This is a genomic window from Chloroflexus sp. MS-G (assembly GCF_000735195.1).
In the GTDB taxonomy this organism is placed as follows: Bacteria; Chloroflexota; Chloroflexia; order Chloroflexales; family Chloroflexaceae; genus Chloroflexus.
Genome location: NZ_JPIM01000086.1, coordinates 1 through 19043, shown reverse-complemented (window position 1 = coordinate 19043; position 19043 = coordinate 1). Strand labels below are relative to the sequence as shown.

Sequence of the window (19043 nt, the reverse complement as noted above, 5' to 3'; positions counted from 1 at the left end):
GTCTGGCCGGGCAGACAGAGCAAGAGAACTAGGTCGTAGCGAATAAACTGGTTACCGATGTCACCCACGTTCTTCACCTGCACAAAGTAGAAACCATCGACGTTAGGAGTAAACTCAATTTGTGAGTCGAGCGTATTACCGCCTGGGATGTCATCGTTAATATCAAGGATGCTGACTCCATCGCGGTCAGTCAGAACGAGCACGGTGTCAGCTCCAGCCTGGGTATCACCGTTCACTGTATTAGAACCGCGATAGCGCCGGGTGTCGGTGTAGATGACGTACCGTTTCCCACTTTTGGCGAAGAACGTGACCCAGTCGGCATCACCACTGGGACACAGGCGGCGGTTCTCCTGAACTTCATTCGAGGTAATTAACCGGGCTTGCTCGGGGAGACCATCTGGTTCAAAGATATCCAGACAGACAGACTCAACCGTTGCCGGAGTCGGCCCGGTACTCTCGTCGAGCAATACAATCACATACGAATAATCAATCCCGCCTCTACCGGCAGTATCACGCACTCTAATGTAGTAGCTGTCGTCAGCCGGAATACGTACTGTAATACGTGGTCGTGTATCACCAGGGTTCGGATTAGCCGGATCACGATTGTAGAAATCATCGTTGAAGGCAACTCGGTTAAGCTTGCTATCGAGCAACTCTAGTGATAGATCGATGCCCGGTCGCATCAACGGTACATCGATGGTGTAGACTTTCCCGGCTACGCCACCAAAGTAGAGCCAGTCTTCGTCGCCAGTCGGACAGATCACGTGTTCTTGCGGAATCTGAACATCAATGCGTTTCGCCTGGGCGGGGAAGTTATCCGGTTCAAAGCCATCACTACAGATGAACGCCGGTGTTGGGGTTGGTGAGACCGGCGATGCAGTTGGGGTTGGTGAGGGCTGAACGACCTGCACAATAATTCTGAAAAGCGCTGTCACACTTGGCGCACTGGTTCGGAATCCGAGTACATCAATGGTATAGGTGCCAGGTGTGGTGGTAGATGGAACGTTGAAGAAGAAGGTAAAGCTCTTTGACGCATTCGCCGCAATAGGAACCGGTTGCCCAGGTGAAATCGTTATCGGTGACCATCCGGCTGGCATTGTGGCGGAGATACCAAAATTATCCGCTGCCCCCTGATTTTGAAGTGTGGCATTGACAGCAACAGATATCTGGCCTGCCTGCGCGGTTACATTTACTGAGGTTGGTGACCATACAAAATCAATAACTTGCGTTTCTGGGGCAGCAACTACCGGAAACTGTTGCAAGGCAAGAAGCATTATTAAAAGGGTAGCGCATGCTGCAATAAAGAGATGTTGCGACCGTTGCGAGCGTTTCATGCTGCTTGCCAGCTCCCATTGCGTGCAAGACAACGAATCCACGCTTATTATACGCTGTTGATAGGAGTAGTGTCAAACGTTTCTTTTGCAGAGCAGGGATTTTCGGCGTTTTCACCCTGCTCAGGCAAGGGGATGAGGAAAAAGAAACGAGTGTAGGGCAGCGCATTCCCAACCTCCCCGCAGTGCATAAAGAGACGTGCAGCTTCCGCTGACGCTCCCTATTGGCTTGCCGATCATGGCCCTTCACCGCATTGTGGTGATGAGTTTACCGCCTCTTGGCTTGGGAAGATGCTGTGCCAACTGATACGTGCGGGTAGCGGCACCGTACAACTTAGAGCCTATCCGAAAAATCCCTCATCACCTCACGACGGAATGAACCGCGGCGATGGATGAAAGACGATTGCGAGCAGTGTCACCTCTTTGGGCCAGAGGGCGAGGCGCCGTTTTGCCCCTTACCGGTGGCCACGACGATGGTCACGGAGCGCTGATCCGACCTATCCTGTTGCAGCAGATCGGTCAGGGCGCAGCAATGCTGTACCTGTCCATCCATCGCTGGGCTTCATCTGTGACACCCTGAGATGATTATTCGGATAGGCTCTTAGATGAACAAGAACCCTGATTTCTTATTGGGAACGTACTGTACCCGCGCAACCATTGCGTGAGGGTGCCAGGAGGAAGGTGCGGGAGCCAACCATCCCCCCTTCCTCTCCCGCAGCGCGGGAGAGGAAGGGGGCTAGGGGGAAGGTGAGGGGCCAACCTTCCCCTTCTATGCGCTATTCTCCTGCTGTTGTCGCGTCCGGTCATTGAAGGTCACCCGAAGCGAGAAGAGGCAATGCATAGCGGTAAACACTGCGCCGAACAAGCGTGTCTGAATAGTGTCTCGCTCGGTGAGGAGAGAGACAACGAGTGGCACCGGTACACGAGACAAGGTTGGAAGCTGCCCGTCAGGGATGAATGCCTTGAAGGAATAATAAAAATATCAAATATTGATAATTAAAATGTCTATACTCAAAGTATAGAGTCTCTTTCTCACAATACATGCTTCTGGAATTACACTGTAACATAGCGGAGAGTATTGTTATCGTAGAGCGCCAGCACGGCGCAGGAGGGAACCATGGACATCACGATTGAGGTCGTTCATGGCTGGCGCTTGCTTGCTCGCGTGCGCGAACTAATCGTGGAACCGAGCGTGCAGCGGTTAATCCTTCGGAATGAGCAAGGTGATACGCTGTTTGTCGTTGAAGGGACGACCTTGCGTTCCGCCACAACCACGCGCCCAATTCTGGCAGCGGTGAAAGCGGTTGCCGATGAGCTGCCCCGTGTCACGCTAGAAGTGGTACGAGATGAGGGTTTGGCGCACGAAGTGGGTGTTGCGACGATGAGTGAGGAGTTTGATCGGGCTATCGATGTGGTTGAGCCGGTGTTCGAGCGGTATTGATACCGTAGCCAGGTGACGACGATGGATCGGGAACGGTGCTCTACCCCAACAGTGTCCGTTCCCGGAAAAAATGTTATTTCTCCACAGTGCCAACTGTAACCGGTGGGAGCGGGTAGGCTGCCTGCCCGTGCGGCGCATGCGAACGCAACTTCCGACAAACGTATTTTTCCCAGTGATGTGCAGGATGAGTTCCTACTAAGCATTGGCATCGGCGATGGTAAGGCAGGTAACGGGTTCGTGCCATTTCTGTCAAACACAGGGCAGAACTCGTCGGTGAACACAGGTATTTGTCATGAAGCGGTTGTCTCTTCGCTGAGTACGTCGATTAACGTTGAGCAAGCAATAGACTGATGAGCGGAAAAGCATGTTGGAATGTCGCAAACAAAAGCCATATTGGTAGTTTCCAATTGATAAGGAATAGCACGATTCCGATCCAGACAAACGGCGTTTGATGGGTTTCTGGATCGATTCTGGCGGGCGATAATTGTAAAAACCAGAGTATAGTGAGCGAGATACAGGTTATGTGGATGCTGATGAATCGTCCGTAGTCGGCTGCAACGATGAACAACGGGATCGTGAGGACAATGGTTGCGCTGAAACATAATCCGATCAAGAACAGTACGGTTCTTGCGAGGCGTTCCCATAGTTTATACGAATAAACGACGTACAGGATCGGTATCACACTTAATAGACCGGTAAGCACGTATACAACAATTGTTTCAGGGGTAGTAAACAATCTGGTAAACTGAATTCCGAAAAATGTGTCTTTTGTTAAAAATGTGATAGCACCCAAATATTCACCATGAGAAAGACAGTCTCTCGGTGGGACCGGTTGAATAGAACTACAGAGAACCTTCCACGTAGTCTCATTAATCGTTGGTCGGGTTACCAGCAGTATGGCGACGATCATACTTGGAAGCAGGGCCAAGAGCGTTCGTCGTGCTAGCTGACCAAATCGTCGTTCATATAAGATGACCGGTATGATCAAATATGAAAGGTATGCTACCAGCATTTCATGGATGAGCACGAGTACGATAGCGCTTATTCCAATAAGAATAGGCAAGCTGAACCCTTTTGGTGTTGATCTTTGCAGATAAAGGCAGGTGTATACCAGGGTAATATAGAGAAACACCTCCTTTCGTACACTAACGTAGGGCCATGACCAGACAGTAAAGAGAAGAAACGCTGGTGAAAAAATTAATGCGACAGTTGCTGGTGATAAAGGACTTTCCTTGATAAGGAAATATGTACTATAGAGGAATACTGCAAAGACAATAATTTGGGCAATGATCGTAAGATGTACGACATTTATCGACAAGAGATGTGAGAGTTGGAACAGGATTTCACCCAATAGACCACGCCGAATAAATCCTCCTTGATAGTTAATGAGCCATTCTCCTAAAATCCATTCGTGCGGTTCACTGGTTTGCCACAAAAGGTGGGCGAGGTAGATTTGACTAAAGAGTGCTACGTGTATCATCGTGAATATTGCTAACCGAAACTGTTTCTGCACCATAGTTTTGCTTGAAAAATACGTGATCGATAGAGATGCACCTGTATTGCTGTATTCCAGGTGTAATATTACCGCATATTGTCAGTTTGATCGGTAGAATGTCGCTTCTTCAGGGCGTTTCGATGTTTTCATCATACTCAGGAGCGGTAATGATTGCGGGACGAGTAACGCAAAACGTGCGCAGAAGCGACAGTTTCTCGTTTCAGCAGCTGGCTGCGGCCTGGTTTGCCGTTCCCTCGCTGATGATGCCGGTCAACATATGGTCGAGGCGGGTTTCACCCCTCTCGTCTCTACCGAGTGCAGTGGGGAGCGATGCAGAAGCTGACCGACCATTCACCGCTTCGCTACAGAAGAATCCTCCTCTCCCATCTACTCAATGCTCGTTCCGCTTAGAGCCTGATCGGAAACCCAGATTTCTTATTGGGAACGTACCGCGCCCGTACAACCATTACGTGAGGGGTGCCAACGTTCTTTCTCATCAGCTATCCCCCTAGCCCCCTTCCTTTTTTGTGGGAGAGGAAGAGGGCCAGGGGGAAAGTGAGGAGCCAGTTCCCCGCCAACGTTCCCCAAACCATTCTGGAGATGCCATGGTCGCCCCTCATCGAAAGCTCAGGTTTTCGATCAGGCCCTCAGACGTATTCGGATTGACGATAAGTGTGGTATACTATTACAGCACAATTATCGTGCTCAGTGAGGAGAAACCTATGTCTGCACAAGCTCCCGCCGAACTCGACCTGGCGGTTGCATCTCTCATTATGGTGCGACCTGATGAGGATCGCGCCGAATATGAAGAACAGTACGAAAGTGTGGCTGCCGTCCAGGATCAATTGCGCGAGTTCGGTATTGATATCGATCTGCTTAGTCAGCCCGGCGTCGAGATTTGGGAAGGGTCGATTGAGACCATGGGTGCTCTGTACCAGTTGGCCCGGATGGCGGCTCACCTTGAGCGCGGAGACGATCTGGCGCCGATCATTGCTGATGGTCCGGTACTTGAGGAAGACCTTGACCGTGCTGTGACTGATGTTTGGGATGAGTTGGTTCCTAGCCGCTATCGCCATCTGATCAATTTGCAGGGAATTAATAGCTATTATTTGCCGGTCGATTTTGCCGATCCTGTTTACTTGCCCTTTGAGACTGACGACGGCGAAGAAGATCAGGCATTCTTCGGCTCGTCGGTACAGTTGCTACGTGAACTATCGGAATTGGCTCCACAATTGATCAAGGCCGGTGTTTCGCCACGTTCTGATGCGTTCCGCTGCCTCGAATCGCTGCGGGAAGCGGCGCGGCAGAGCGTTGAATGTGGTTTACCGGTGATCGTTTGGTAAAGGCGCCATGCAGGATGTTATCTTCTTTGACCAGCGCCCCCGTCCTGATCGTGATCAGACACCGCGTGAGCGGCGCTATTACGTCTGGACGGTCGGGTGCCAGATGAATATCTCTGATTCTGAACGGCTCGAAGCTGCATTGCAGGGTGTGGGCTATAGTCCGGCTGCTCGCCCTGAAGATGCCAGCTTTATTGTGTTGAACTCTTGCAGTGTTCGCGCCTCGGCTGAAGAACGTATTCTCGGTAAGCTGGGTGAATTGGTGCGAGTCAAACGTGCTCATCCCGACACACGGATTGTGCTCTGGGGATGCATGGTTGGCCCGAATAATCGCTCGCTCTTCGCCGGGCAGTTGCCGATGGTCGACTACTTTGTCTCGCCTTCGGCTGTTGATGAGGTGGTGGCACTGGCGCCAAATCCGATCTATACCCTTGATGAGCCAGCTCTGCCCGTGCGCGATTGGTCGCACCCACCGGTTTCGGTGCACGTACCCATTCAGTACGGTTGTAATATGACCTGTTCTTACTGCGTGATCCCGTTGCGGCGGGGTCGTGAACGGTCACGACCGTTGATGGAAATTGTTGACGAGGTACGTCGCATTGTTGCCCGGGGGGCAAAAGAGATTACTCTGCTCGGCCAGATTGTTGACTCGTGGGGCCACGACCTTCCTGGTCGCCCTGAACTGGCCGATTTGCTTGAGGCTGTTGATCCGACGCCGGGTTTGTTGCGCTTGCGCTTCCTTACCTCCCATCCGGCCTGGATGACCGATCGTTTGATTGAAACGGTTGCACGCTTACCGCGTTGCCAGCCCGAGATCAATCTGCCCGTTCAGGCTGGTTCTGATCGGGTGCTTAAATTGATGCGTCGTGGCTATACGGTCGCTCGCTACAAGGCGCTGATTGCGAAGATTCGCGCTACTATTCCTGATATTTCACTGACAACCGACATTATTGTTGGTCATCCCGGCGAAACCGAAGACGATTTTCGTCAGACGATGGAGCTGTGTGCCGAGATTGGTTTTGATAAGGTACATATTGCTGCCTTCTCTGCTCGACCGGAGACGCGGGCTGCTGAAATGGAACAAGACCCGGCACTTGCCGTTCCGCCTGAAGTTAAAGAGGAACGTCGCCGTCGACTCGAACAGTTACAAGAGCGGATTGCCACCGAGCGTATGGCACGTTTCCTTGGTCAGACGGTAGAGGTTCTGGTCGAGGGTGAAAGTAAGGGGAAATGGCGTGGTCGTACACCCGGCAATCGCCTGGTGTTCTTTAGCCATCCCCAAGACCTGACCGGCCAGTTGGTACCGGTGAAGATTACCGCTACCAGTCCATGGTCGTTGCAGGGAGTACTGCAACGTGATGATTCGGTTCATACTCAGCACGAGGAGAATAACCTTGTCAAAGCAAGATGAAAAGATGCGCATTCGTCGCCGCCTTCAGGAAAAGGCGATTGAGCTGGCTGCCCTTAACCGCTGGCAAGAGGCGGCTGAGTTGAATCAACAGTTGCTGCGGGTAGGTGAAGATGTTGAAACCTACAACCGCCTTGGTAAGGCTCTCTTTGAGCTGGGAAAGTATGCGGAGAGCCATCGTGCCTATCAGAATGCGTTGCGCCTGAACGCAGCTAACCCGATTGCCCGTAAGAATGTTGCCCGACTTGAGTCGCTGTTGGCCCGTGGTATCACCGAAGCACCGATTACACGCTCGACACGCCAGCAGGTCGATATGCGCATGTTTATCACGGAAACTGGGCGTACTGCACTGACGTCGCTGGTAGATGTGCAACGTGGTCCGGCGGTTGATGCTCTGATCACGGGTGAAAAGGTAGAATTGCGGGTCGATGGGAAGATGGTCTATGTCTTCGACCTCGATGGTAATCTGATCGGACGTATTGAGCCGAAGTTAAGCCATCGTCTCGTTGAGCTAATGAATGGTGGCAATCGCTATCTGGCCGCAGTGGTGCAGTCCGATTCGCGCAATGTGCGGATTCTCATTCGTGAGGTGTATCAAGACCCAAGCCAGCGTGGACGGGTCTCCTTCCCCGGTAAGCTAGGTGAAGGGGCTACGATCCTATCGTCACTCCGCTTCGACGATTACGAAGACCTGCTTGAGGAAGAAGAATTGATTGAGGAGCCAGAAACCTTTGATGAGGATTTTGTCGGCAGTGATGAGGAAGAAGAGATTGGTCTCGATGAAATTGATCAAGATGTCGCCGACGACGATGATGGTCTTGAAGAATGATTATTACGCCTGATGATCATTCGATAAAATGTGGGCGCGAAGGTCTCTTCTTCCCTTCGCGCCTTTGTGTTTTAGAACTGGTCCGAAATTTTCTATTCCAAGCGATGAAGGTTAGTGTACGTTGTCCCCAGTCAGATCGGTGTACTGTCCAGAAGCCTCTCCCCTTGCGGTGCGACGATGGTCGGTATCACCGGCTCCGTGACCATCGTCGTGGACACCTGTCGGGGTGAAGCTTCGCCTCACCCCTCCGTGCATCGTCTTGCATCCATCGCCGCGGTTTATCCGTCGTGAGGTGATGATGGATGATGCGGATAGCCTCTTAATGAAGTGCGCGACTCCGGTAGGAACTCCCATTACCGTCGTTACATGCTCGATGTCTATGTGTCCTGATCCTACTATTTACGCCCTGCGGCCTCGATGTACTCCAGACTCTGATGGCGGAAATAGGTGTTGTATAGTTCGGCATAATGCGTACCGGCTGCCAACAGTTGATGGTGCGATCCCTGTTCGAGAATCGTACCATGGCGCAACACAATAATGCGATCAACCTCTTGTACAGTACTGAGCCGGTGGGCAATGATGATTGCCGTTCGCCCACGCATCGCCTCATCAAGTCCCTCTTGAATCAGCACTTCAGTCAGTGGATCGATACTGGCCGTTGCCTCATCGAGAATGAGGATCGCTGGGTCTTGCAGCAACACTCGTGCCAGGGCAACCAGTTGGCGTTGCCCCATACTCAATCCGCTCCCACGTTCACCTACCGGTGTGTCAAGACCATGAGGAAGCGTTGCCAGCCAGTCGCCATGACCAACGCGATGTGCAGCCGCCAATACTGCATCATCATCGGCATCAGGGCGTCCGTAGCGAATGTTTTCTCGTACTGTGCCATCGAACAAAAATGGGGTCTGAGTCACCATGCCGAGCTGACTCCGGTAAGCGTTCAGATCGAGGTGGCGTATGTCGTACCCGTCAATCCGAATCTGCCCGCCTTGAAATTCGTAGAACCGTGCAATCAGCTTGGCAATGCTGCTCTTGCCTGAACCGGTGTGACCAACCAGGGCCACGCGCTCGCCTGCTTTGATGTGGAGGTTGAATTGACGTAACACCGGTTCGCCTGGTTTATAGGCAAAATCGACCTGCTCGAACACAATCTCGCCGCGTAGCCGTCCGGGATCAATTCGGTCGAGTTGTACCACACGCGGTTCGGCGTCGATCAGGGCAAAGACTCGCTCACCGGCAGCCAATCCAAGCTGAAACTGACTCCAGAATGACGCAATACTGGTCAGCGGGAACCAGAAATTCTGGAGACCCTGAATAAACAGAAACCAGGTACCGGTTGTCAATTCACCAGCGTACACGGCCTGTCCACCCAGGTAGACCAGGAGCGCCGTGCCTACTGCGGCAAGCAGATTGAGTAACGGAAAGATGCTACTAAAGGTATAACGGGTTTGTAGATTCACCCGCCGACTTTTCTGATTAACATCGAGAAAATCGGCATAGATAGCCTGCTCCTGGCGAAACGTCTTGGCAACCCCAATCCCGCTTACCGTCTCTTGAATATGATTGCTGACCTCGGCATTTACTCGACGTGAAGCAGTAATAACCCGACGGGCGATGGCGCGGAAGGCCAGGGCAGCGCCGATAATCAGTGGCGCCAGGCCGAGTAAAATCAGCGTTAACGACCAACTGACACTGGCCAGATAGCCGACTAACACGAAGACGAGCAGCAATCGGCTCAGCAAATCCATTGTCAGTGTCATCACCTGGGCAAAGGCTGCGGTATCGGAATTAACCCGACTCACAATCTTTCCCGATAGGAACTGGTCGTAGAAACTCAAATCACGGACTAGAACAGCATTGACTGCATCGCGGCGCATTGCCAGTACGACCTCGCCAATTGCCTTCACCGACATTGTCTGCCGAATCAGGTTAAATACCCACGCGAGACATGCGATGAGCGCCAGAGCACCGGCTAGTACCGCGACTTGATTGAGTGACGTTGCCGTTTGAATCTCGTCGATGCTGTACGCGATAAAGATCGGGATCAACGCCTCAATCAGAGCAGTGGCAGTAATCATCAATGCTGCAGTGATGATTTTCGACGCTTGTGGACGAAAGTAGTTCAGGATGCGCCGTACCAGCTCTCGATCACGGTATTTACGGTCGTATCCTTCCGCATCAAGACCATCAAACAGAAAACCCATGCTACGCAGCTCCTTCTGTTGCCCGCACAACCCCAGTTTCGGGTACTGCGTGTTCGTAACGCGCAAAGATGCGGCGATAGTGCGGCGATGTACGTAAGAGTTCTTCGTGTTTTCCTGACGCTACCAACCGACCTCTATCGAGGACCAGAATCTGATCGGCCCACCGTATCTGCGCCAACCGATGGGTAATCAACAGGACGGTACGTCCCTGCTGGGCCTGACGAATGGCACGTTGAATTTCGTCTTCGGTAGCACTATCAATTGCGCTGGTACTATCGTCGAGAATAAGGATACGTGGATGCGCAAGAAACGCACGTGCCAGTGCGATCCGCTGGCGCTGACCTCCAGAGAGGGTCACGCCGCGCTCGCCGATCACCGTCTGATATCCGTCTGGCATGCGACTGATAAACTCATGCGCCTGGGCTGCCCGTGCTGCCGCCTCAATCTCGACTTGCGTTGCCCCAGGAGCACCAAAAGCGATATTTTCGGCAATAGTGCGAGAAAAGAGAAAAATATCTTGCTCAATCTTGCCGATTTGTGAGCGTAACGCATCGAGATTCCAGTCACGGACATCAACCCCATCGATCAATACCCGCCCACTGGTGGCATCGTAGGTACGATTCACCAACTGAGTCAGCGCACTTTTCCCGCTTCCCGTTTGCCCGACAATCGCTACTGTTTGCCCGGCAGGGATGTGAAATGAGATGTCATGCAGTACCTGGTGCGGAGATTCACCGGGATGAGCGGCAAAACTGAAGCTCACATGCTCGAACGTAATCTCGCCGCGTAACGGTGCACTATAGCCGTTCGGGTTCTCATCGAGATCGGTTTCAGCATTGATGATAGATAAAATCCGGCGCGCTCCGGCTAGACCGGCCTGGAACACCGAAAAAGCAAAGAGCGAAATGAAGGTAGGAAATCGTAATACATTCATCAAACCGATAACTGCAACGACCTGCCCTAAACCAATCTCGCCAATGCTGTAGAGCCAGAGTGCGTGAAAGAATTGGGCGCCTAGAGCGATTCCAAACAGCAAAAGTGGCAAATAGCGAGCTTCGATGCGGCCTTGTTCAATGAACAGATCACGAAAACGTTGTGCGTTCCGCAAATATTTCGAACGTTCGAGTGCTTCACGGGCACTGGCCTTAACTACCTCAATGCCGCTAATGGTTTCTTCCAACCCGGCGTTCATCAGACCGTACTGCTCACGTTGACGCTGAATAACCGGCATCAATCGACGAAGATACTGATGTGCCGTGATGATATACCCGATGACGAAGAGCAATGGGATGACAATCAATCGCGGCTCGGTAAAAAAGATAAACGTGAGCGGTACCACGATCCCCAACACTGTTTCAGAAATCAATGTGGTTCCGGGTACGATCATATTCGCTACCAGATTGGTATCATCAGTCGCACGGGCCATGAGATCACCCGCTCGCTGGCGATCATGAAACGCCTTACTCTTCGCGAGCAGACTTTCATAAAATTCCTGACGAATATCAGCTTCAACCCGTGCTGCTACCGTTTCCACAGATAGACTGCCGATCAGCGCACTGAAGCTATCAGTGACCATCAACGCCAGAACTCCAAGCGTCAATGCAGTTAAGGCTGCATAGTCTGGCGGGCCACTCAGCACATCGGCTGCGCGCCCGATGACCGCCTGTGCTCCTGAATAGGCAGCCCATGCCGTGATAAAACAGAGATAAAATCCCAGCGCGAATGGCCAGTAACGTCCAACATGCGAGAGGAGCCAACGCGCTACGCTACGTCGGTCGTAGGTATACGCTGAAGTAATCGAAAATTCGCTACGCTGCACGATTGTTCTGCTCCTTTCGCCTCTGAAAATAGAACATGGTTGCTAGTATACTTGATCGAAATGGGTTAGAGATCGGTCAGAAGATGGAAAAAAGGGTTCTGCGTCCGTATCTCGTGAATTGCAGCAGCGGCGCCGTGTTTATGTCATAGACGGCGTCGCATCCCAACTTACCTGTCGATTCCCATCTGAATGAGCCAGACACCGCCTTGCTCCAGGCGATTCCAACATTGATCCCTTCCGAATCAGGTTGGTCGTCAGTCGTATTCCGTTCACTAACAGGTGCATCCGTCGTCTCATGACGACGATGTGTGAAGATAGGCGCTAAAAGTGTGTCCGAACCTTCCTCGACTACTAGAGGAATGAACAGAGAGAAGCGCAAGTTAAAGGAAAGGGGGCAGGTTTCGACCCTGCCCCCAGTGTGTGCTGCTACGAGCGGCAGTACAGTCCGCTTTCTGATGTGTTCTACGGTAGCGACCAGACACTTATATCGCGCACGTGCCAGTCTGCGCCCCACCAACGATCCCCACGGAATTCAACCTGCGTCGTTCCGGCTGGAATGGGCATCCAGAAATTGCGGAAATGTTCGTCTTTGAAATAGCGACTGTCTTGTAATTGCAGATGAGCGGTTTGCCAGGCGCCACCGTCAAAACGAACCTGCAAATTGGGGCCAATCCCAACGAAACGCAAATAGGCGTTGGTCGGCGCTGGGGCCGATAGGGAAACTGTGGGGTTTGCGCGGTCGGTATACCGACGGTTAGCGGCGATCATCGTAAATGGCCGAGAGGGGCTGATCGTAACGTTATCCCAGTGCCATGTTCCCGGTCGGCAGGGTGAAGTACAGTCCTTGAGCGGATTATACGAGTGATGACCGAACTGAACCACCCCTTGATCCCAGCCCAGATCGGCAATTCTGGTGTCTACCCAGTAGAAGTTGTAGGCAGGCATTCCAAACTTGATACTGGTACGTGAGATTTGCAATTCAAAGGTATCACGGCGCGTCGGACTTGGCTCAAGAAAGCGATCATACGGAATAGCGATACCGTCGATCACGGTAGGCTGAAAATTGCGATAAATGATGACATCGAAAAAATTACCGGTGAGATCCATCCGTACCTGAACGGCATTGCGCGGTGGGCCGCTGACATCGACCACCATATCGAGAGGGAGCTGGAGATGTTCATTGTACGGACTAATCCAGAGGTCAATCCAGTCGCGGAGACTGGTACGCAATGTTGAGACATCAAAGCGAATCGTTGCTGTACCACTGCTGAAGTCTACCAGATGATTCGGTGTCAGGTAGATCATACCGTAGCCGCTCGCCTTAATGGCGGTCATAATGTGGTTACGGCACTGATAAACAGCATCTTCGTAACGACTAATGGTATGCGTAGCCGGAGCAGGTGAACAATCAGACCCATGATCGGCGGCCATGGCTTCAAGCTGATACCAGGTATTCACATCGCGGGAATGTACAGTGACATCCCAATGGTTTGGATTCCAGCTCTGGGGTTGATTCGGTTCACCGGTAAACGTCTCGGTGAAGATTGAAGGCTTCACGATGATCGGGATAAATTGGCGATGGCCACCGTTTGCAACGACAGCCAACGAGGGTTGACAGATTAACCAGAGCAATCCACTTAACCAGCAGACAGTCAACGTTGTCAGCCAGAATCGTTGTTGCATTAAAACCTCCAAGATATTCAGCGACGCCTCAGCTCTGGTATGACCAGTGTGTGAGGCGTCGTTGCGATGACTGGTAGTGCCATTCGATGCCATTTGAAAGATGACATCGGAACTTTACTACCATATTGTACGTTGTATCACGAACCAAAAAGTAACAGCTTTGTCTCAACTACTTGATTGCAAGCGGAATGTAGACGCGCACCGTTAACGGTGAAGACACGATCTGTACTTCCTGAGGCGCCACACTGGCTAGCGAACGTACTGCTGCCTGGGCATCTGACCATTGACCGGTACCATCGTTCACATTGAAGTATGGCCATACCCACACACCGGCATAGCAATTCGCATGTAGTTCAGCGAGCAACTGCGTGGGTGTACGATTCGTACCTCCCGCATTAGACGGCACCTCGCCGATTACAACTGGTTTGTCGAAACCTGCCTCGTACCAATCGTTGAAGAGCGGGGAATAGCTCCAATAACGTTCATCGCCGTTCATCCAGCCGTAGTAGTGAATCTGGTAGAAATCGAGATAGCCTTGCGGGTCGTAGACGGTCAACTGCGCGTCGCTCCAGAAATTACCACTAGCGCCGAGTGCTCGCGAGCTGTTCCACTTCATCGAGGCACTACCAACTGTCGTCAACTGGTTGGAGTTGCGATGAATGGCACCGGAAATTTCAGCAATAAAGCGCTGCATCTGGGCCAGTGTCACCGGCTGGGTGACCTCAGATGCCGGAGAAAAATGGGGAGATTCGCTAATGCCAAATTCTGGTTCGTTAAAAATGTCCCACGCCAGCACGTTCGGATGGGTGCCAATCGTGTACCCACTTGTGCCAACCGGATACCGGAGCATTGGTAACAGAGCGTTGTTGATAAACGAGGCACGTTTAGCACTATCAACAATGAGATCGCGGTGTCCGCCTGCATGTTCACCCCTATCGTAAGGGGTCGAGTCGGCGAAGAGCATATCAAAGCTCCAAAGGGTGAAGACAAGATAGACATTCTCTTCGCTTGCGATCTGGATAGCACTGGCCAGGCTGGGCAAGAAATTGGCATCAAGACCGGTCACTGCGCCGCCACTGTTCGCATTAAATTCTGGCGCCCCCCGACCATCGGCAAACAGCCACCAGCGCACAGTATTAGCCCCTTGCTGGCGAAGCGCACGAAACATCGAACGAGTTGCGTTGGCATCATAGGTGTGTTGATTCCACTCTTCGACCGTGCCAAAATCGGCGCCGAAGCCACCATTGAGCCAGGGTACGTTTGCACCTAGTAGAAACCAGTGTCCGCCAAAACGTGGAATCAGGTGTGAACGATCACCAGGACATCCTGCCGAGGTAGTAACAGTTGGTGAGACAAGCGAAAGAATACCGAAGAGGAGAGCAATCCAGGCTAATCGTCGTGTATAAGCCATGATGAGCCTCTTTGTAGTTTGGTTGATAAGTAACCCTCATTGACTCACCCTCCGGTACTCTAGCACTTGATGAAAGAAATGTCATCATGTGGTAGTTAAGTCTATAGTCCTAAAAACATTGTTCATGTGTTCTATAAATTCACGAAACGCTGTAAGGCAGCGTGTACGCGATCCAGTGCCTCATCGAGTTGTGATCTGGGGCAACCAAAGTTGATACGGATAAATCCTTCACCACCCGGGCCAAACATTGCCCCGTCAGAAAAAGCCACTCGTACTTCATCGAGGAAGAATCGGTAGGGGCTGGTTGCGAGCGGTAGGTCACGGCAATCAATCCAACCGAGATACGTCGCTTGCGGCACTGTACAGCGGAGTGGTGCCATTTCGGTGGTGATGCGCGTGACATAGCGATCACGATTAGCGGTAAGATAACGCAACAGCGCTGTCAGCCATTCATCACCATGTTCGTAGGCAGCCAGTGCACCGGCGAATCCAAACACGTTCACATGCGGCACAATACCGGCTGCAGCGCGACTCACCTGGCGGCGTAATTCAGGATTGGGGATGATCGCCATACTACAGCCGAGGCCAGGAAGATTGAAGGTCTTGCTCGGCGCCATGAGCGTAATGGTATGTGCTGCAATATTCGAATCGAGCGCAGCCAGGGGGATATGTTGCGTATCCCCTAGCAATAAGTCGCAGTGAATTTCGTCAGAGCAAATAATGACATTCCGCTCAATGCAAATCTCGGCCAGGCGTCGCAGGGTTGGCGGATCATATTCGAGACCAACCGGATTGTGTGGATGGCTGAGCAGCAAGAGTCGAGTGCGTTGGTGGATAGCATCGGTAAAGGTATCAAAATCAATAGCGTAAGTGAGCGTGGACCCGGAAACGGTCAATGCTAGCGGACAAGTGTCGATCTGGCGTTGCTGATTACGCGGTGCACTCAGGAAAGGCGGATAAGCTGGAGTCAGAGTAAGGACACTATCACCGACCTCACCAAACGCCCGACAGAGCACATTAATCGCCGAAACCAATCCTGGCAAAAAGAGGATCTGCTCCGGCTGAACATCCCACTGATAGAGACGAGCCATACGCTCACAAATCACTTCGGCCAAACGATGCGGATGGGAGGGATAGCCGAATACAGCGTGGGCAGCCCGTTCCTGGAGTGCGGCAACTACCGCCGGTGGTGAAGCAAAATCCATATCAGCTACCCACATTGGTAAGACATCGGCCGGATACTGTTCCCACTTGATACTACCGGTACCTCGGCGGGGAATGATCTGATCAAAATTGAAGTTGCTCATTGACTGTGTCCTTACAGCAATAAAAGGCGCGTGGTAGCCATCAATACAACCACGCGCAGTTCATTATCATCCTTGCCATCGCTATCTGCGGCTAAAGAGTTCCATCTGTTGTTCCTGATACTGACCGATTGACCGATACTTTTGATAACGTTCGCGCAAGATCGTCTCAATATCCCGTTGCTGCAAATCGGCCAGATGGAAACGAAGCCGTTCACCGACAGTTGTAATCGCGGCTAGCCGGTCAGTATGTGCACCACCGGGTGGTTCGGGGATCACCTCATCGATAATGCGCAACTCGTAGAGATCAGACGCGGTAAGTTTCAACGCCTTCGCTGCTTCTGGGGCTTTCGCTGCATCACGCCACAAGATCGACGCTGCTGCCTCTGGTGGTGCTACCGAATAGATAGAGTTTTCTTGCATCAAGATACGGTCAGCAACACTGATTGCCAGGGCGCCACCACTTCCACCTTCACCGATCACGACCGCGATGCTGGGTACCCGCAACGTTGTCATCAGCATGATGCTTTCCGCAATGGCATTTGCCTGTCCGCGCTCCTCCGAACTCTTGGTTGGATCGGCAGCCGGCGTATCGACAAAACAGATCACCGGCAGACCGAACTTTTCAGCATGGCGCATGAGGCGCTGCGCTTTGCGATACCCTTCAGGATGCGGCATTCCGAAATTACGGCGCATATTCTCGCGCGTATCGTTGCCTTTCTGATGCCCAATAACCATAACCGTCTGACCGGCGAAGGTTGCCATGCCGCCTACCATTGCCGGATCATCGCCGAAGCGACGGTCGCCATGTAGCTCGACAAAATCTTCACACAGCGCCGCGATGTAATCGAGCGTGTGCGGTCGCTGCGGATGTCGCGCTAATTGCACACGATCCCAGGGAGTCAGGGTTTGTGGAACAGGAGTCTCTTCCATGCCATGCCTCACGTGGCGCTACATAATTGGTTGCGGTAAGGTTGCTCTTCGGGTTGCGAGATCGGCTCTCGTTGCAGGTATTGGGCGCTGATTGTACAGGCGAAGGATCTTGGCCAGTGTATCGCGCATTTCACTGCGCGGCACGACCATATCGATCATGCCGTGTTCAAGCATGAACTCTGCGGTCTGGAAGCCGGCTGGCAACTTCTGACGCATGATCTGCTCGATCAAGCGCTTACCTGCAAAACCAATATTTGCTCCTGGTTCAGCAATAATAATATCGGCGACCGAGGGGTAAGAGGCGGTAACGCCACCGTAGCAGGGATCAACGAGCAGAGCAATATGGGGTTGGCCGACAGCCGCCAGGCGGGTCAGGGCCATAGTCACTTTGGCCATCTGCATGAGGCCAATGACCCCTTCTTGTTGACGAGCCCCGCCTGAGGTATTGATGGTGAGCAATGGTACACCCAGTTCAGCAGCCCGCTCAGCGGCGCGAGCCATCTTTTCACCATAGACACTACCCATCGAAGCGCCCATAAAGGAGAAATCAGCAACTGCGATGCAGAGTCGGATTCCATTAATCGCACCAACGCCTGATATGACCGCATCAGCCATTCCGGTGCGCTGCTGGGTTTTGACCAGCTTATTTGCGTAGCTCTCCTCGTCGGCTACAAAACCGAGTGGATCGGTCGGAAGTAAGTTGGCATCCATTTCACGGAATGAACCAACGTCGAGCAAACCGAGCCACTCGTGGGCACTCATACGCATGTGATGGCCGCACTTGGGGCAAACCTTCAGGTTGTCGTTGAGCTGTTTTTTGTAGATAAGCTCACGACATACGCTGCATTTTACCCACAGATCATCAGGGATTTGAGCGCTCTCTTGATCCTCGCGTCCGGTAAATCCTTTGCGACTAAAGCGGAAAAACTCTTTCACTGCTCCTGCTCTTTCACTTGGCGCGAATGTGCGCGTCGGCTAGTGATTTTATTCACAGTACGTCGGTTGCTCTATATTATAGCATGACCTGAGACGGAACAATATGGTTGATACATAAAAAGATACGCTTGATGACTATTGTATATTCGATGGTATCACACTCGTTTCAGCATAAACGCCGCGTCTGCCTACCCAATTGGCCCGGCAATAATTGCGAGCGCATCTAAGAATGTGATCAGAAACTCGTGGTTTTGATCAGGCGCTCAGCAGGGGCGTCGGCTGAAGGGGCGAGCAACGAATCGCCTCATCAACGAAGTGGGCTGTTGATAAGACTTGGCCATTGCATCTCCAGAATGATACGAGGAACGGTGGCGGGGAACGCTTACGTCTTTTCGACGCGATAGAAACGGGTAGCACCGGGTTCAGCGCTGGTGCTGCGGAGCACGCCTGGCGCCCCCTTACCTTCCCTCCTAGACCCCTTCCTTACCCAGTGGTTATGGGTACGGGGCGTGCCCAATGAGAAAGCTGGGTTTTTGATCATACTTTCAAGTATGTTCTAAAGTGCTTTCCTCCCCTAATGAATGATACCGCCAGTACCAGACTGCTCATAGAATATGTGACCTCCATCGAAGTCAGCGGCATCGAGACAGTCCGGCTCCCTGCTCCGTGTGCGCACTATCTGCCGAACCGTCGCCGGTACAGCGATGCACACCGATTGAGGCATCGTGATGCGCTCAGCGACGGTCATAGTGTGGTAGAACGGGTGCGGCATCCGGTCGTCTGTGGTACCTGTGAATCCCGCTCCTAACCCGCTTGACAAAATCCGCCAGGCTTGCTATACTCTTCCTCGTCAATCGCTCCGGCGATGACACGGAGGACGACCCACAGCGGTACGCTCCGCAACCAATT

Annotated in this window: 14 protein-coding genes; 5 read left to right on the top strand and 9 right to left on the bottom strand. The window is 52.3% G+C overall.

Translation table 11 applies throughout. The features are described from left to right. A partial coding sequence (locus JE47_RS0114700; RefSeq protein WP_031460483.1) for a PPC domain-containing protein occupies positions 1-1334 on the bottom strand: 1334 nt, incomplete at its 3' end. A 385-nt stretch (positions 1335-1719) separates the two neighbouring features. On the opposite strand from JE47_RS0114700, the gene JE47_RS21640 reads away from it, so the two are divergent. Beyond that, positions 1720-1911, top strand: coding sequence for a hypothetical protein (locus JE47_RS21640; protein ID WP_152556076.1), 192 nt, complete (start codon positions 1720-1722; stop codon positions 1909-1911). 537 nt (positions 1912-2448) lie between these two features. Beyond that, positions 2449-2772, top strand: a complete 324-nt coding sequence (locus JE47_RS0114695; protein ID WP_031460482.1) for a hypothetical protein — start codon at positions 2449-2451, stop codon at positions 2770-2772. A gap of 325 nt (positions 2773-3097) precedes the next feature. On the opposite strand, the gene JE47_RS0114690 is transcribed toward JE47_RS0114695, so the two are convergent. Continuing rightward, on the bottom strand, positions 3098-4288 hold the full coding sequence (locus tag JE47_RS0114690) for a hypothetical protein (protein WP_031460481.1): 1191 nt from the start codon (positions 4286-4288) through the stop codon (positions 3098-3100). 701 nt (positions 4289-4989) lie between these two features. On the opposite strand from JE47_RS0114690, the gene JE47_RS0114685 reads away from it, so the two are divergent. The 3 genes from JE47_RS0114685 to JE47_RS0114675 are packed head-to-tail and all read left to right on the top strand — an operon-like array spanning position 4990 to position 7844. Then, positions 4990-5610, top strand: a complete 621-nt coding sequence (locus JE47_RS0114685) for a hypothetical protein (RefSeq protein ID WP_031460480.1) — start codon at positions 4990-4992, stop codon at positions 5608-5610. 7 nt (positions 5611-5617) lie between these two features. Then, the gene (miaB, locus tag JE47_RS0114680; RefSeq protein ID WP_031460479.1) at positions 5618-7018 is read left to right on the top strand and encodes a tRNA (N6-isopentenyl adenosine(37)-C2)-methylthiotransferase MiaB; all 1401 of its coding nucleotides are present in this window, start codon (positions 5618-5620) and stop codon (positions 7016-7018) included. Further along, a complete protein-coding gene (locus JE47_RS0114675) occupies positions 6996-7844 on the top strand; it encodes a tetratricopeptide repeat protein (protein WP_031460478.1) in 849 nt (282 codons plus the stop codon). Before miaB ends, JE47_RS0114675 begins: the two co-directional genes overlap by 23 nt. A gap of 395 nt (positions 7845-8239) precedes the next feature. Here JE47_RS0114675 and JE47_RS0114670 read toward each other — a convergent pair whose 3' ends face one another. The 7 genes from JE47_RS0114670 to accD form a co-directional block, all read right to left on the bottom strand. Next, a complete protein-coding gene (locus tag JE47_RS0114670) occupies positions 8240-10048 on the bottom strand; it encodes an ABC transporter ATP-binding protein (RefSeq protein WP_031460477.1) in 1809 nt (602 codons plus the stop codon). A gap of 1 nt (position 10049) precedes the next feature. Beyond that, positions 10050-11867 carry an ABC transporter ATP-binding protein gene (locus tag JE47_RS0114665; RefSeq protein ID WP_031460476.1) on the bottom strand — a complete coding sequence of 606 codons (1818 nt, stop codon included), beginning with the start codon at positions 11865-11867 and terminating at the stop codon, positions 10050-10052. 462 nt (positions 11868-12329) lie between these two features. Then, a complete protein-coding gene (locus JE47_RS0114660) occupies positions 12330-13550 on the bottom strand; it encodes a hypothetical protein (protein WP_031460475.1) in 1221 nt (406 codons plus the stop codon). A 169-nt stretch (positions 13551-13719) separates the two neighbouring features. Then, positions 13720-14961, bottom strand: coding sequence for a hypothetical protein (locus JE47_RS0114655; protein WP_031460474.1), 1242 nt, complete (start codon positions 14959-14961; stop codon positions 13720-13722). A gap of 131 nt (positions 14962-15092) precedes the next feature. Beyond that, positions 15093-16268, bottom strand: a complete 1176-nt coding sequence (locus tag JE47_RS0114650; protein ID WP_031460473.1) for a MalY/PatB family protein — start codon at positions 16266-16268, stop codon at positions 15093-15095. A gap of 81 nt (positions 16269-16349) precedes the next feature. Then, positions 16350-17198 (bottom strand): acetyl-CoA carboxylase carboxyltransferase subunit alpha, encoded by an 849-nt coding sequence (locus JE47_RS0114645; RefSeq protein WP_031460472.1) that lies wholly within the window; start codon positions 17196-17198, stop codon positions 16350-16352. A gap of 18 nt (positions 17199-17216) precedes the next feature. Beyond that, positions 17217-18134 (bottom strand): acetyl-CoA carboxylase, carboxyltransferase subunit beta, encoded by a 918-nt coding sequence (accD, locus tag JE47_RS0114640; RefSeq protein WP_031460471.1) that lies wholly within the window; start codon positions 18132-18134, stop codon positions 17217-17219. Positions 18135-19043: the final 909 nt, after the last annotated feature.